Below are 14,277 nucleotides of genomic sequence, written 5' to 3'. Positions count from 1 at the left end.
GCTGGAGGGTGCCTCATCGGGCACATCCCCACTCCAGCGTTCTGGCAGGGCCTAGTGGCGTTCGTGTGTAGGGGAACTGGCGATGTAACTCCCTGGCTCAACGTGTACTTGAGCGCAGATAAATCCACCGGTCGGCCGGTTGGAGATATGAAGCGAAGGCATTGCCATAGTCAGGGTACGTCATGAAGCACGCATTCCGTTCGCGGTTGCTACAGGTCCATCGCTGGACCGGCCTGACCATCGGGCTGCTGTTCTGCCTCATGGCGGCAACGGGGGCGGCTATCGTGTTTCGTGCGGAACTTGAGCCGGTAATAAGCCGTAGTCTGCTGACCATACCAGTCTGTACGTCGCGCGTGCCGTTGGATGAGCTCGCCGCAAACGCAGCTGCCTTGCGGCCTGGGGTAAAACCCGACTATGTCCGCATAATTGCTGGAAAGCCGGGTGAACCGCGCATGCCGGTGGCGATAGTTCGCCTTGAGGATGCAGTTTTTGTGTATCTCAATCCCTGCACCGGGAAAGTGCTCGGCCAGCGCCCACGCTACGGCGGTCTTCTCGGCCGCATCGAGCAGATTCATCGCTTTCTCTTCATCGAGCACGGTCGGCTGATTGCGGGCACGTGCGCAATGGTCTTCGGGCTTTCGCTCATCATCGGCGGAGTCGTGCTCTGGTGGCCGCGAACACGCACCGGATGGCGGATGGCACTCGCGGTCAAAGCTGGCTCGCCTGCACGGTTATCAGCCTTCCATTTACACCGGGTAATGGGCGTATGCGCTGCGGCCGTCCTGCTGTCGCTGGTCCTGACTGGACTGCCCTTCGCATTCAAGTGGTACAAACAAGGCATCTACACGGTCACCGGTTCACGGATGACCGTGTCACCGATGTCGGTAGTACCGGCTCATGATGCCAGGCGTTTGCCACTCGAAACGTTCTGGCGCACGGCGCTGACGCTCGTGCCCGATCCGCAGGATGCGCTGATACACATTCCGTACAAGACGCGTGATCCCGTCGAAATATGGCTGATCGCCCATGATGCGCCGCATCCGAATGCACGCACGATGCTGTACCTCGATGCCTATAGTGGCAAGGTGCTTAGCTTCGTGCCGTATGCGAAGAACAGTCTCGGTTTTCGCCTGTATTTCTGGATGTTGTCCTGGCACACAGGACAATACGGCGGAGTGTTTGCACAACTACTGCTGCTCTTCGGTGCGCTATCGGTACCGATACTCGGATACACAGGCATACGCAACTTCATACGCCGTACCCGTGGTCCAGTCTCCGGCAACGCCACGTTGGAAGTGCGTGTCGCCGGCAGGACAGTCGAGGCCGACGGTGTGTGTGCATTCGAGCTCGTCGCGCGAAACGGAGGCAAGTTGCCCGCGTTTACCGCGGGCTCGCATATTGACGTCTACGTAGGCAGCTTCGTACGTCAATATTCGTTATGTGGCGACCCTCGAGATCGTCGACGCTACTTGATCGCCGTGTTGTGCGCCCCGGAGTCGCGCGGTGCGTCTGCGATGTTGCATGAGCGCGTAAAAACAGATGATCTTCTGGAGATCGGCCCTCCGCGCAACCACTTCGCGCTGGACGAATCGGTTTCCCACTCGCTGCTTCTCGCAGGTGGCATCGGAATTACGCCGATCCTCGGTATGGCTGAGAAGCTCGCGCGCGGTGGCGCCGAGTTCGAGATGCACTACTGCACACGCTCGCGCTCACGCACCGCCTTTCTGCAACGGATTGCGGGCTCGTCCTGGGCGCAGTGTGTGTCTTTCCATTTCAGTGACGAACGGGGCGGACGGCTCGATATCGACCATGTCCTCAGCCGGCAGCCGGTGGGTACACACCTCTATGTATGCGGTCCGGCAGGGTTCACTGACGCGGTGCTGGAAGCCGCGCATCGGCATGGTTGGGCTACGGAGCAGCTCCACAGCGAACGGTTTGCGGCCCAGGCGAAGCAACCGGTGATGACGCATGCGTTTGTTGTCCGGGCAGCAAGCACCGGGAGGACGTTTCAGGTCGCCGAACACGTGAGCATTGCAGCGACGTTGGCCGAACACGGGGTCGAGATCCCGGTGTCATGCGGGCAAGGAATTTGCGGAACCTGCGTAATGCGACTGATATCAGGTGAGGTTGAGCATCTGGACTCGGTGTTGACGGGGGTACAGCGGGAGCGCGGTTATTTCACTCCGTGTTGTTCGCGGGCCAAGGGGGAATATCTGGTGCTGGATCTCTGAAATCAGCGTCCGAGCGTCGACAGATCCATGCAACAAACGACAATCAAAGGGAGGGAGCATGATCAAAAAAACGATATTTGCGCTGACACTAGTATCGATGGGCCTGTCCCATGTCGGAGAAGTAAGTGCAACAGGTACAGTACCGCCGCCAGACAATCGAGGCTTGTCGCTGATCATCGAGTACCAGACGACACCTCCGAATCGACCCATGTTGCGACAAGAGCTTACGCAATCAACTGTTCAAACGTTCGCGAAATGGGAGCATGACGGCCGCCTCACGCACTACAAGCTGCTCTTCAGTCGATACGCGGATTCAGGGAACTGGGATGCGATGGCGATCCTCACATTCGCCACCCCAGCGTCCCTCTATCGCTGGCGTCGTGTCGAGGCAAGGGATCCGGGTGCGCTATCCACGAAAGCACTGGCGGCGGTGACGACCATTCGCACGACACCAGCAGATCTGAAATTCTCGGCTGCCACTGCGGCGCGTCTGCCGGATGCCGTCTATGTGGTCATTCCCTACAAGACGGAAGTGTCGGCTAGCGACTATCTGAAATATGCGAATGCCTACGTTATACCTCAGTTCAAAGGATGGATGGGTGAGGGCGTGCTGGCGAGCTATGCGATCTACATGAATCAGTTCCCGGCCGGACGTGCATGGAACGTGATCGCGATCCTTCGATACAAGGACCAGGCGGCGCTGAGCAGACGCGAGGCTGTCGTGGACAAGGTGCGCGCACGCCTGAAGTCGAATCCGGAATGGGAGGCGATCAGTGTTAGCAAGCAACATGTACGTGCCGAGGAACAGGTCGTTGTCGCCGACCCCGTCGTCTTGGGCCATTGAGCGTCTGTGCATGGAACCCTCATGAAAAAACTTGCTATTTCCTTTACCGCCGCCCTCATCGTGAGCAGCATGGCCATGGCCCGTGACCGTGACGCACCGGTGGATTCGCCTGACTGTACGACTACGTCTCCGCATCGTGTCGTGCTACTGGTCGACGAGATCGATAAGATCCGCAACTTTCCCGTCGTGCTCGCCGAGCGTCTCGGCTATTTCGACGAGGGGAAAGTGATCGTGACCGTCATGAACACACGGCACGATGTGCCTAGCGTGGACATGCTCAAAGATGGGCGAGTCGATGCGGTAATGGCTTATTACCACCATAACGTGGTCAATCAATCGAAAGGCATCGACACCGAAGCGATCGTCACTCTGGGCGTAACGCCTGGCGCGAAGGTCTATGTCGCCAATCAGGTGCGCAACAAGTATCGAAGCGCGACGGATCTGAAGGGCGCACGCATCATCACGGGTGGTGCGGGTTCCTCCAAGACAACGATTGCCAACGCACTCGTCTTGTCGGGTGGACACGGTCTTGGCGATTACACGCGGTTGCCCACGATGTACGCAAGGAACGTAGACACATTGCGTCGAGGTGAGGCGGACCTGGTTGTCGCACCGACTCCGGAGGGGGATCTGTACGAATCCCAGGGCGTGGGGTCGGTCTTCGCGGATCTGACAACCGTGCGCGGCACCAAAAAGGCTTTGGGAACGCTTTTTCCGTCGAGCACGGTGTACATGATGAGTGCAGAGGTGAAAGCACACCCTGAGGTTGCGCAACTCCTGGCCGATGCCTTCGTGCGCACGTTGCACTTCATCCACACGCATACGCCTGAGCAGATCATGGCAGTGATGCCGCCGCAGATCGTAGGCAAGGACCGCGGGGCTTACCTGAAGGAACTGAAGGAAGAAATCCCGATGTTCGATAACGACGGAAGGATGCCTGCCAAGGGCGCGACCAAGGAATGGCAGGTGCTGACCGCGGCCAATCCGTCGTATTGGCGTGTGAGGGTGAATGATACGTATACCAACACGTTCGTTGACAAGGCGCTGAAGGCCTATCGATGACGGCTTTGCGATTTGGCTCCCTGGCGGTCCTGACGTTGTTCTGTCTGGTTGCAGTAGCGGCGACGGGAGGGTCGACAAGTGCAGCTCCTGCTGGTTCACCCGAAGCGGATCAAGGATTGCACTGCCTGGGTGCTGACACTATGCAGACGCTTTTGTCGAACTGGGCGGGGGTTTTCAATGCGACGACGCAGGACGTGGCCGTCGTGGTCGGCACAGGCACTCGTTACTCTTCCGCTGGCGTGGCTGCCACGTTGGCTGGCAAGGCCAACTGCATCAGTTTCGCACGCGAGCCATTTCCATCGGAGCGCACATCCGTCGAGCACAGGTTGGGACGGAGACTCCTTGTCGTCCCGGTTGCAGGCGGTAGTTATGCCACGCCACATGGCACCTTCGCGCTGGCGGTCTATGTCAATCGTTCCAACCCACTTCGTGGCCTAGATCTCGCGCAGCTCGCAGCGATCTTTTCAGGGATGCCCGGACCAGGCCGGGACCATGCGCGGACGACCTGGGGCCAGCTCGGACTACGAGGGAGGTGGGCCAAACGTCCGATCCACCTGTATGGGATGACACCGCTGCGCACCTCCGGTAACCCGCCCGGCATCGTGAATTTTCTCGATGAGCGCGTCTTGCATGGACAGCGCTGGCGCGCGGATCTGCGGGTAGAGAGGGATAGTCCCGGCTCCACCGCGTTGACGGCTATCGTGCGACAGGTCGGGCGTGATCCGGATGGAATCGGCTACAGCGGCTTCGGCTACGCGAAGGGGGCTGTGCGCGCAGTGCCGATGTCGCTGCATACAGGCATGACCTACGTGATGGGTAGTCATGCTGAGGTCGCCGTCGGGCACTATGCGCTCGCGCGCCTGATCTACCTGGGCTTTCCGTCCACGCCCGCGGGAGGACTTTCGCAGCCGGCCTGCAAGTTTCTTACCTATGTGCTGAGCCCACGCGGTCAGCACCAGGTAGCGCGTGATCACATGCACTTCATGCCGCTGACGCCGATGCAGCGACACGATGCGCTTCTGGAACTGGCTCGCGATTGCGATACGACAAAACCGGCCTACCTGGATCGGAATGGCGCGGTGCGCATCGTTGGCTATAACGACATGCTCTGGATGTTGCAGGCGATCAATCGACTCTACGCGAAACGCTATCCTGGCACCCACTTCTCGCTGATTCTTGAAGGAACGCGCACTGCGCCGGCGGCCCTGGCTGAAGGGCGCAGCCTGTTTGCGCCGATGGGGGCGGAGTTCCTGCCTGAGGCATTGGCAGACTACCGTCGAAAAATCGGTAGCGATCCGCTGCAGTTCAGAGTGGCACATGCCGCGCTCGATCCGCGCGCGCGTTCATCGCCGTTGGCGATCTACGTTCATCCGGGTAACCCACTTGCCAGCATTGATCTGGCCCAACTGCGTCGCAGCTTCACCGGCGCCAAACCACTGGAAACCTGGGGGCAGCTGGGGCTGGCTGGAATCTGGGCGAAACGGCCCATCCATCCGTGCGGTCTGGCAGCGGACACCGCGTTAGGACGCTACATGCGTCGGCATCACTTCGCGGACGAGCATTATGCCGCCAACTACACTGGCTACCGTGAGTCCGTGCAGGTGATCCGGCGGGTAGCTGCCGATCCCGATGCACTATGCATTGCAGATCTCAACCAAGCCAATAGTTCGGTGCGCATGTTGAGCATCCGGCTTGGTGCAGAGCAGGGAGTCTCGACGGGATCAGCCGCGGACATCGTGTCCGGCCGCTATCCCCTGGACCGTTATCTCTACATCTACACCCGCGCACCTGAGGCTGGTCATCGCAACCTCCTACTTTGTCGTTACCTTACGTTGCTGCTGTCCAGGCAAGGGCAGCGGATAATGACTGCATCCCGCCCAGGCTATTTACCGCTTAGTCGCGCGCAACGGGATGTGGAGCGGGTCCGAGTCAGACGTCTGCTATGCGGATCGGAGGCCGTGCCGCGAGGGCATATGCCGATCGTCTTTCGTCCGCATCAGTGACTGATTTTCTCCAGTGCAACACCCTTGGTCTTTGGGCCGAAGATGCCGATCATCGCGATGCCTATCACCATGGCGCTTGCGATGAACGCCGCTACTGCCAAGGCGCCGCCGGCGTGGAGTAGGTAACCGATGGCAAGGCCGGCGAATGCGGCGGCGATGCGGCTCCAGGAGTAGACGAAGCCGACCGCGCGGGAGCGTATGCGGGTGGGATATAGCTCAGCCTGATAGTTGTGGTAGGCGTACGACATCACGTTGGCTGACAGGGTGAACAATACGCCTAGCGCGATGAGCACGAGGGGGCTGTTCGCCATGGCAAAAGCCAGCATGCTCAGGCCCATGACTACCAGGCCAATGATGATCTGTACCTTGCGCTCGATACGATCGGCGAACAGCACGCCAAGCAGTGGTCCAACCGGGTTGGCGATCGCAATGATGAAGGAATATTCGAGGCTGTGCGTAACGGTGACGCCGCGCGCGATCAGCAGTGTGGGTACCCATGCCGCAAACCCGTAAAAACCGATCACTTGCGCCATGTTGAACACCGACAACATCAGGGTGCGTTGGCGGTACTGTGGAGAAAAAATTTCCGCGAGACGACCCTGGCCGAGGCCGGTTTCCTCGGCATGAGCCAAGGCGGGCGGCGGTAGTGGCTTGCCGGTTTCCGCAGTCACGCGCAGTTCGATGGCGGTCATGATCGCTTCTGCTTCGTCCGTGCGCCCCTGCAGGGCCAGCCAACGCGGACTCTCGGGTATTCCCTGTACAAGCAGCCATACCAGCACGGCACCTATCGATCCAGTCAGCACCACCCAGCGCCAGCCGTCGATGCCAAGGGGACTGAGCGGAACCAGTAGCCACGCTAGCAGCGCCACTACAGGCACAATACAGAACGTGATGAACTGGTTCACGGAGAACGCGCGTCCACGCTCCGCGCTGGGAATCAGTTCGGAGATGTAGGTGTCAATGGTGACCAGCTGCACCGCAAAGCCCACACCTGCGATGAAGCGCCAGACATTGAGCATTTCACCGCTTCGTTGAAAGGCCATGATGGCGGTACAGGCTACGTACCAGACCAGTGACCAGGTGAATACCGGACGACGGCCGTAGCGGTCAGCCATGTGACCGAATAGAACCACGCCCACCCAAAGGCCTGCGAAGGTACAGAACACGAAGGTGCCGAAGCCGGCAATCTTGATCGAGTCGAGGTTGGCGAAGAATCCCAGGGATTGTGGCGTGAACAGCCCGGATTTCATCATGCCCGGGGCCACATAGCCGGTGAAGAAGAGGTCGTAGAACTCGAATACACCACCAAGCGAGATCCACAGGACGATCTTCCATATCGTGCGTGATGGTGGCAGCCGATCAAGGCGGGCGGCGATCTTGGCAGAAGCAGTTTCAGACACGTTGTTCACCTGTCGGCAGTGGGGGGCGGTCGCCGCGAAGGGCGCTTGAATCGTATCGGCGAGGGTAGGGCGGCATGGAGAATCGACCGGGTCTGGATGCGGGGACCCGGACGTGCCGCCGTGGCGTCTGGGTCGCCAGAGATGCTCAGAAGCTTACCTTCACGTCTCCATAGATCAGCCGACCGATGGGTGAATACGTGCCGATGTCGCTGGTGGTGAACTGGTTGCTGAAGGCGCGTGGGAAGATCGGCGGCATCGTGTTGCCGATGTTGTTCACACCGAGCGACAGCGTGATGCTCCTGTCGCTTGCGAGGTTTCTGGATGTCCAGGTGTACGAGCCGTGAATGTCCCACACGCTGTAGCTCGGTACCCGGATACCCGGGAGAGTGCCGGCGGCGCCCGTGTCGTTGACGTAGGAGATGTAGGTGTTTCCCAACATGAGGTTAAAGTTTCCGTAGGACCAGCCGAGTGTCGAATAGAAGCTTGCCTTCGGTAGCGTTCCGGCGAACACGCCAATGTTGCTGGCGTTACCAGCATATTGCTGGTACGAACCGCCCGCGAAGCGCTGAAACTTGTACGAATTGAATAGCATCCCCTTGCTAGAGAACTCCCAGGTTCCGTAATGGGCCATGGGGAGTACGTAGTCCAGTCCAAGCATCCAGGAATGCTCAATCAGGGTGCTCTGGTTGCGAAAGCGGTCGATGACGTAGAGCTGCGAGTACTTACTGGGGTCGGGCAGGCCGGTGGCCTGGTTGGTCAGGAAAGCCTTCAGCGATCCAGGGGTTCCGAATGGATCGGTGCCACCGAGGTTGGTGAAGTTGCCGGTGCTGACGCTGTCAAAGTAGGGCGAGGCCGACCCCAGGTCGTTCACCGATTTCAGGATGGTGGTGAAGTCCGCACCACCTGGGAAACCGTGCACGGTGATCGAGGAATAATCCGCAGTGAGCGTCAGGCCCTTAATGAAGTTCGGATAGAACGCGAATCCGATGGAGCGAGATGTCGAGGTGGACGGTTTGAGCGCCGGATTGACGCCGTCCTCACCATTGAAGGTATTCCCGACGCCGTACTGGCTGCCGAACACGATGCCAATGAGGCGGTCGGTGACGGGGCGGGTGTCGAACGGCCCATAAGCCTGGTACAGGGGCGGCGCTGCGAACGACTTAGTGTAGGTGCCATGGAGCACCAACTGGTTGTCGAAGGGTTCCCAACGGAATCCGAGCTTCGGCGAGTTACTGCTGCCGGCGTCGCTGTAGTGTTCGAAGCGGCTCGCGGCTGTGATGTCGAGCTCGTGGAGACCGGGGATGTCCATGCTGCGAGAGGTGATCGGAATCAGCGTCTCTGCGTACGCGGCACTCACGTTGCGGCCGTGGCTGAAGGGATCGGTGAACAGGCCGCCGCTCCAATTCTGGTCGTTGCCGGCAGTGGAGCCGGTGACTGGATCGGTGACGCGGCCATTCGGATCTGCGTGGCCGGAAACCTCTTCGCGTCGCCAACTGATGCCGAATGCGATGTTCACTCGACCTGCGGGTAGCTCGAACAGCTTGCCGACTGCGTGCGCATCCCAGGAGTAGAGTTTGCTGTCGCCGTGCAGCATCTCGGTGCCGAACACGTTTGCCAGCGCGGCCGCCGAGTTGCCGGTCACCGCGAATGGGTTGAGCGCTGGCTGCAGTACCAGCGGGTTGCCAATCGAATAGCCGCCGTAGACCTTGCTGTAGGCACCGCCAGCCACTGCGTTGCCATTGGAGTCGTACCCGCCGGCTACCGCCCGCGCCAGATTGGGCACGAAAATCAGGTTGGTGTCGCGCTCCGTCAGCTTGCTCTCGCTGTAATCGACGCTGGTATGCCAGGTCCATGCATGGGGCAGGTTGCCCTTGAGCCCGAAGGAAAAGCGATAGGAGTCTGTTGTGTCGAATACCTGTTTGGGCCGCGAACTATCAGCAAAGGTCACGCCCGCGGCGGCTGTGGTCAGCGGGTTGTAGGGCGCGCCGGCCGGCACGGTCAGCGAGACATGGGAGTAGGGCTGGCCTGCAGCGGCCCAGGCGGTGGACTGGACCTTGTTCTGCGAGAGCAGTAAGTCGCCGAAGGCCTCGATCTGGTCCGCGGTGAAGGGCTGCGAAGTCATATTCACGACCAGATTCTTGTGCTCCTGTCGCTGCAGGAGCATCGCGTATTTCGAATAATCGAATCCCTTGGACAGCTGTGTGGCGCTGGTAGCGTTGTAGACGTTCGGTGTCAGGGCCGCGTAGCTGCCGGCGGTTGCGGCGGAGCCGGTAGGAACCCCCGGCGTGAGCAGCCCGGGTGCAAGCACATAGTTGCCGCCGTCGACGACGCCCGGCAGACCGGTACCGGGAACGACACCGTACATTGGGCTCGTGAACGAGCGTGCGCTCTGGTACAGCGGACTGGTCTTGGCATCAGCGACAGTGGCCGTGAAGTTCATCGGGCCGATATCCCCGCCGAATGTTACGTAGGCGGAGCGGTCCTTATAGCCACCATCCGCCACGCCGTAATGCCCACCGAGCGTCACACCATGATAATCGTGCTTCAGAATGAAGTTCACCACGCCACCGACGGCGTCGGCGCCGTAGAGCGAGGAAGCGCCGTCGGTGAGCACGTCGACCCGTTCAAGCGCGGCGGCCGGAATCTGGCTAATGTCGACGAAGTTCTTGCTTCCGCTTAGGCCGGCGACGCCATCCAGTGCCATACGCCGGCCGTTGACCAGGACCAGCGTCGGCAGATTACGCAGTTCGACCTGCGAGCCGCCGGCGGTGAACTGGTTGCGGTTCTGCGCGTTGCTTGCGCCCGCATTGCTGCGGCCGGCGAAAGCGGGAATGCTCTTGCGTAAGGCTCCGAGCATGTTGCTCGAAACGCCAGTTTGGCGAAGTTCGCTGGCCTCGAGTGTAGTGACGGGAACGGCTGCGGTGTTTGGATCTATAGGAAGCAAGGTGCCCGTCACCATGACTTGCTTCAGGTTGCTGACTTTGGGTGCCTTGTTTGCAGTAGCTGCCGCCGGATTGTGTTTTGCCGGTGTGGCTTTCTCTCCGTTCCTGGACTTCGCCGCCATGGATTGGCCACTCAGGCTCAGCCCAAGAAGCAATGCGCCGAACAACGCCTTGCGTGGATAGTCGTGCATGTGATGTCTCCCCCCCAGAGTGTCGCGTCAAATCCCCTAGCAATTCACCCAGCGAGCCCCGTCCCTCATCCATCGACATCCATTCCCCAGGCCGCGTGTGGTGTTTGCCACTCGTTGTTTGCTTCAGTTCTCCTGGTACGTAAGTACGGTGAAACTGTTGTCGAAATAGAAGTTCGGATAGAAGGGTGCTACGGCTGTGTCGACCTTCCTGGTGGGATCGACGCCGCCTTCGGCGGCTACCAGGTAGACGCGATTACGTTTCGGGTCGAGAGCCAATGTGCGGGCCATGGGACGGGTGGTGACGGCCTGCTCCAGACGGTAGCTGTCGGGGCCTAGCTGGTCGATGACCATCAGGTCGGCATCGAGCCCGTTGGAGGCGAAGATACGGTGTGTAAGTGGATCGAAGGCCACGCCATCGTTGCCACGGCCAATCGGTTGCCTGGCCACCAGCTTGCCGTTGCCCGCATCGAGTACAACCAGTAGGGGGCGGTCGCTACGGCAGCCGACAAAAATGCGCCGGCTGTTCGCGTCGTAATCCAACCCGGTGGGCTGGTGACAGGGCGCGGTCGGCCAGATAGCAGTGACACGGTGCGTGCGGGCATTAATGCGAACTACCGCATCGCGGTCACGCTCGGCGACAAACAGGTTGCCGTGACCGTCCGGTGCCGAAGCCTCAATCTGGTGGCTTCGCATCGGCAACGTGGCCACCAGCTTGCCGCTGCGAGCATCCATGAAGGCGACCTTCCTGTTGTCGCCCATCGTGAAGATTAGCTGCCCGGTCACTGGTTCATAGCTGCCGGCATCGGCGCTGATGCCAAAGCGGATACGGCGTATTGTCTTTAACGAGGCCAGCTTGAACTCGGTCGTCGAGCCGTCGCCGTTGACGGTGAAACCGAGGCCCAGTTCGGGCACCAGGATCGCTTTGTTGGCGCCCGAGGAATTGGTGATGTCAGTGACCACCTTATGTGTGGTCACGTCAAACACGGTGACACCATCGTGGCGGCGGCCGATGAACAGATAGGAGCGCGTGGGATCGTAGCTCAGGTAGTCCCATGCCGGTGCCTTGCCCGCTAGGGTTACGGCAGAGCGAAGCTGGTAGAAGCTTGCTGCGCGACTCGGTGTGGACAGTGCAGCCAGGCAAAGAAGCAAGGTCGCCAGGGTCTGGATGCCACACCATCGTGGACGTGCGAATCGGAAAGGTGAGGGCATGGCAACCATCGACTTATCCTGTCCCCTATCGACGAAATCGGTAAATGCTTGGCGCGTACCCTAGGGTATGCACCTAACAGATACCTGTAAGAATCCTTAAAAATTTTTCAGATCATCGCTGTGTCGACAGGACGTGGTTTTCCAGGCATGCCGCGAGGCAATGACTCGGCAAATACATGTTGTGCGTCGCGTCACTGGTTATGTCCATTGCTGGCATACACTCGCTGCGCAACCTCGACAGTCAGGTGCGCTATGAAGATTCTCGTCGTCGAAGACCAGCAACGGCTTGGTCAGTTTCTGAAGCAGGGGCTTAGCGAATGTGCCTACACCGTGTCCTGGGTCGGCACCTGTAGAGATGCGAGCGATGCGCTGGCTGACACCAACTATGACGTGATCATCCTCGACCTGAACCTGCCTGATGGTGATGGCCTGAATCTACTCGCGGAATGGCGACGCGCAGGCTTCAACGAAGCGGTACTGATCCTCAGCGCGCGCGATACGGTGCAAGATCGCATCAAAGGCCTGGACATCGGGGCCGACGACTATTTGCCCAAACCTTTCAGTTTCGACGAGCTTTTGGCTCACGTGCGCTCCTTGTTGCGGCGCCAGTCTTCGATCAAGCAGACAGTGCTTACTCATCGTTGCGTGAAGCTCGATCTGCTTGGCCACACAGTCATGTTGAAGGAGCAGCCAGTAGACCTTACCAGCAGGGAATTTGCGCTGCTGGAGATCTTCATGCAGAACGCGGGACGAACGCTTACACGCTCCTACATCTCCGAGCGTATATGGCCAGGCCTGACTGACACCAATCTTCTGGACGTCTATATGAGTCGGCTACGTAACAAGCTGGAAGCCGGTCAACCCGTGCCACTGTTCAAGACACTGCGAGGTGTCGGCTACCAGCTTGTATGAAATCGATCGGTGCGCGCATCACCTTCTGGTTCGTACTGAGTGTCACGCTTACCCTGGCCGGTCTGTTCATTGCCGGCTACCATCTGCTGCAGAGCTACATGATCCGTGATCTGGATCTGCTCAACACCACCGAGTTCCGCCAGATCAAGGCACGCCTTGGGCCGGACTACGCAGCACTGAGCTCGGCAACGATCAACGAGCGTATTCGGCAGACCACGGAATATGCCTCGGTGTTGTTCTACATCAGTATTGATGTACCTAAACAAGGCAACCTGTTCCGTTCCAGGAACCTTGCTGGCAAGGCACTGCCCGACGTGAAGGGCAAACGGGTCTACAACGGCAGCATGCCCGGTGTAGGCGAGCTGCGTATTGCGGAATTCCTGATGCCACCGTTCGACGTCAGCGTCGGTACACCGGTGGGACAGATGCGGCGGGCCTTGGTGGCCTATACCGAGGTCAGTCTAGCGCTACTTCTTGGGATGATCCTTGCCAGCATGATGATCGGGTTGGGACTCTCCCGCCTGATGCTACGACCGGTGCGGCTGATCGGCGAGATGGCCAATCGCATTCGTTCAGACAACCTCACAGAGCGCATCAGCGTCAGTGGCATCGACGACGAGATATCGGATCTCGCGCGGCTGCTGAATCAAATGTTCGACCGCCTTGAATCTTCGTTCAACCATGTGCGTGAATTCAGTGCCGAGGTGTCCCACGAGCTCAAGACGCCACTTTCGCTGGTACGGCTGCATGCCGAAAAATTGTTGGCGGACGGCACCCTGAACACGGCGCAGGAGGAGGCTGTCCAGGTGCAACTGGAGGAGCTGGCCCGCATCAATCAGATGGTGGACGAGCTGCTTTTCCTCTCGCGAGCCGAGGCGCAGGGTATCCATATGGATCTCGTTGTGCAGGATCCGCATCGTTTTTTGCAGAGTTTCGAGCAGGATGTCTGTGCTCTGGCCGAGCATCAAGGACGACGCATACGCTGTACCTGCCTGGGCCATGGCCGGGTTGCGTTCGAGAGACGGTGGCTGCGGCAGGTCATCCTCAACATCTTCACCAATGCCTTGCGGGCTTCCCCGCCAGGTGGGCTGATCACGTTGCGTTCCGAATTTGTGCCGCGCTACTGGCGCTTGAGCATTGAGGACGAGGGGCCGGGCCTGACGCGTGAGCAGTGTGAACGCGCTTTTGAACGCTTCGTCCGCTTTCATCAAGGTGGCGAAGCAGATCGCGGCAGCGGCTTGGGTCTCGCTATTTGCCGAAGCGTCATCCAGTTGCACAATGGCCGCATTTACGCCGAGCCCCGTGTGGAAAGTCAGGGGCTGCGCGTCGTGCTGGAGTTACCCACCAGTGAGGAGAGTTCGAAACAACCAGGGTGATGTGACAGCGATATCTTGTTGTTCTATGTGGGCAATAGCCAGCCATGTCTTTGGACTTGTATGGGCGGGTACGCGGCGGGTCGCAAAGGTAGACCGGACTCATCACA

At 59.5% G+C, this 14,277-nt stretch carries 9 protein-coding genes; 6 read left to right on the top strand and 3 right to left on the bottom strand.

What is annotated here, in order from left to right; translation table 11 throughout:
- The first annotated feature begins 182 nt into the window (after positions 1–182).
- The 4 genes from RA164_RS13735 (at position 183) to RA164_RS13720 (ending at position 6,140) form a co-directional block, all read left to right on the top strand.
- Positions 183–2,231 carry a PepSY domain-containing protein gene (locus tag RA164_RS13735; RefSeq protein WP_329741404.1) on the top strand — a complete coding sequence of 683 codons (2,049 nt, stop codon included), beginning with the start codon at positions 183–185 and terminating at the stop codon, positions 2,229–2,231.
- Between the two features lie 58 nt (positions 2,232–2,289).
- Positions 2,290–3,075 carry a hypothetical protein gene (locus RA164_RS13730; protein ID WP_329741403.1) on the top strand — a complete coding sequence of 262 codons (786 nt, stop codon included), beginning with the start codon at positions 2,290–2,292 and terminating at the stop codon, positions 3,073–3,075.
- A gap of 21 nt (positions 3,076–3,096) precedes the next feature.
- The gene (locus RA164_RS13725) at positions 3,097–4,137 is read left to right on the top strand and encodes an ABC transporter substrate-binding protein (protein ID WP_329741402.1); all 1,041 of its coding nucleotides are present in this window, start codon (positions 3,097–3,099) and stop codon (positions 4,135–4,137) included.
- A 140-nt stretch (positions 4,138–4,277) separates the two neighbouring features.
- Positions 4,278–6,140: a PstS family phosphate ABC transporter substrate-binding protein gene (locus tag RA164_RS13720; protein WP_412731035.1), complete on the top strand. Its 1,863-nt coding sequence runs from the start codon at positions 4,278–4,280 to the stop codon at positions 6,138–6,140.
- On the opposite strand, the gene RA164_RS13715 is transcribed toward RA164_RS13720, so the two are convergent.
- From RA164_RS13715 to RA164_RS13705, 3 genes are all read right to left on the bottom strand, one after another.
- Positions 6,134–7,540, bottom strand: a complete 1,407-nt coding sequence (locus tag RA164_RS13715; RefSeq protein ID WP_329741400.1) for an MFS transporter — start codon at positions 7,538–7,540, stop codon at positions 6,134–6,136. The two genes, RA164_RS13720 and RA164_RS13715, sit on opposite strands and share 7 nt — an antisense overlap.
- A 145-nt stretch (positions 7,541–7,685) precedes the next feature.
- Complete coding sequence (locus RA164_RS13710) at positions 7,686–10,673, bottom strand: TonB-dependent receptor plug domain-containing protein (protein ID WP_329741399.1); 2,988 nt, start codon at positions 10,671–10,673, stop codon at positions 7,686–7,688.
- A 123-nt stretch (positions 10,674–10,796) separates the two neighbouring features.
- The gene (locus RA164_RS13705) at positions 10,797–11,891 is read right to left on the bottom strand and encodes a YncE family protein (RefSeq protein WP_329741398.1); all 1,095 of its coding nucleotides are present in this window, start codon (positions 11,889–11,891) and stop codon (positions 10,797–10,799) included.
- 243 nt (positions 11,892–12,134) lie between these two features.
- Between RA164_RS13705 and RA164_RS13700 the strand changes: the two genes are divergently transcribed.
- Positions 12,135–12,794, top strand: coding sequence for a response regulator transcription factor (locus tag RA164_RS13700; RefSeq protein WP_329741397.1), 660 nt, complete (start codon positions 12,135–12,137; stop codon positions 12,792–12,794).
- Positions 12,791–14,170 (top strand): HAMP domain-containing sensor histidine kinase, encoded by a 1,380-nt coding sequence (locus RA164_RS13695; RefSeq protein WP_329741396.1) that lies wholly within the window; start codon positions 12,791–12,793, stop codon positions 14,168–14,170. The genes RA164_RS13700 and RA164_RS13695 overlap by 4 nt, the downstream gene beginning before the upstream one ends.
- Positions 14,171–14,277 lie beyond the last annotated feature (107 nt).

This window comes from Dyella sp. A6 (assembly GCF_036320485.1).
GTDB lineage: Bacteria > Pseudomonadota > Gammaproteobacteria > Xanthomonadales > Rhodanobacteraceae > Rhodanobacter_A > Rhodanobacter_A aluminiiresistens.
The sequence above is the reverse complement of the archived record's forward strand: the minus strand, read 5'-3'. Positions and strand labels throughout refer to the sequence as shown.

Excerpts from the sequence above, each read along its gene's own strand:
- RA164_RS13710 (WP_329741399.1), bottom strand. The coding sequence starts at position 10,673 with ATGCACGACTATCCACGCAAGGCGTTGTTCGGCGCATTGCTTCTTGGG.
- RA164_RS13705 (WP_329741398.1), bottom strand. The coding sequence starts at position 11,891 with ATGGTTGCCATGCCCTCACCTTTCCGATTCGCACGTCCACGATGGTGT.
- RA164_RS13695 (WP_329741396.1), top strand. The coding sequence starts at position 12,791 with ATGAAATCGATCGGTGCGCGCATCACCTTCTGGTTCGTACTGAGTGTC.
- RA164_RS13725 (WP_329741402.1), top strand. The coding sequence starts at position 3,097 with ATGAAAAAACTTGCTATTTCCTTTACCGCCGCCCTCATCGTGAGCAGC.
- RA164_RS13730 (WP_329741403.1), top strand. The coding sequence starts at position 2,290 with ATGATCAAAAAAACGATATTTGCGCTGACACTAGTATCGATGGGCCTG.
- RA164_RS13720 (WP_412731035.1), top strand. The coding sequence starts at position 4,278 with ATGCAGACGCTTTTGTCGAACTGGGCGGGGGTTTTCAATGCGACGACG.
- RA164_RS13700 (WP_329741397.1), top strand. The coding sequence starts at position 12,135 with ATGAAGATTCTCGTCGTCGAAGACCAGCAACGGCTTGGTCAGTTTCTG.
- RA164_RS13735 (WP_329741404.1), top strand. The coding sequence starts at position 183 with ATGAAGCACGCATTCCGTTCGCGGTTGCTACAGGTCCATCGCTGGACC.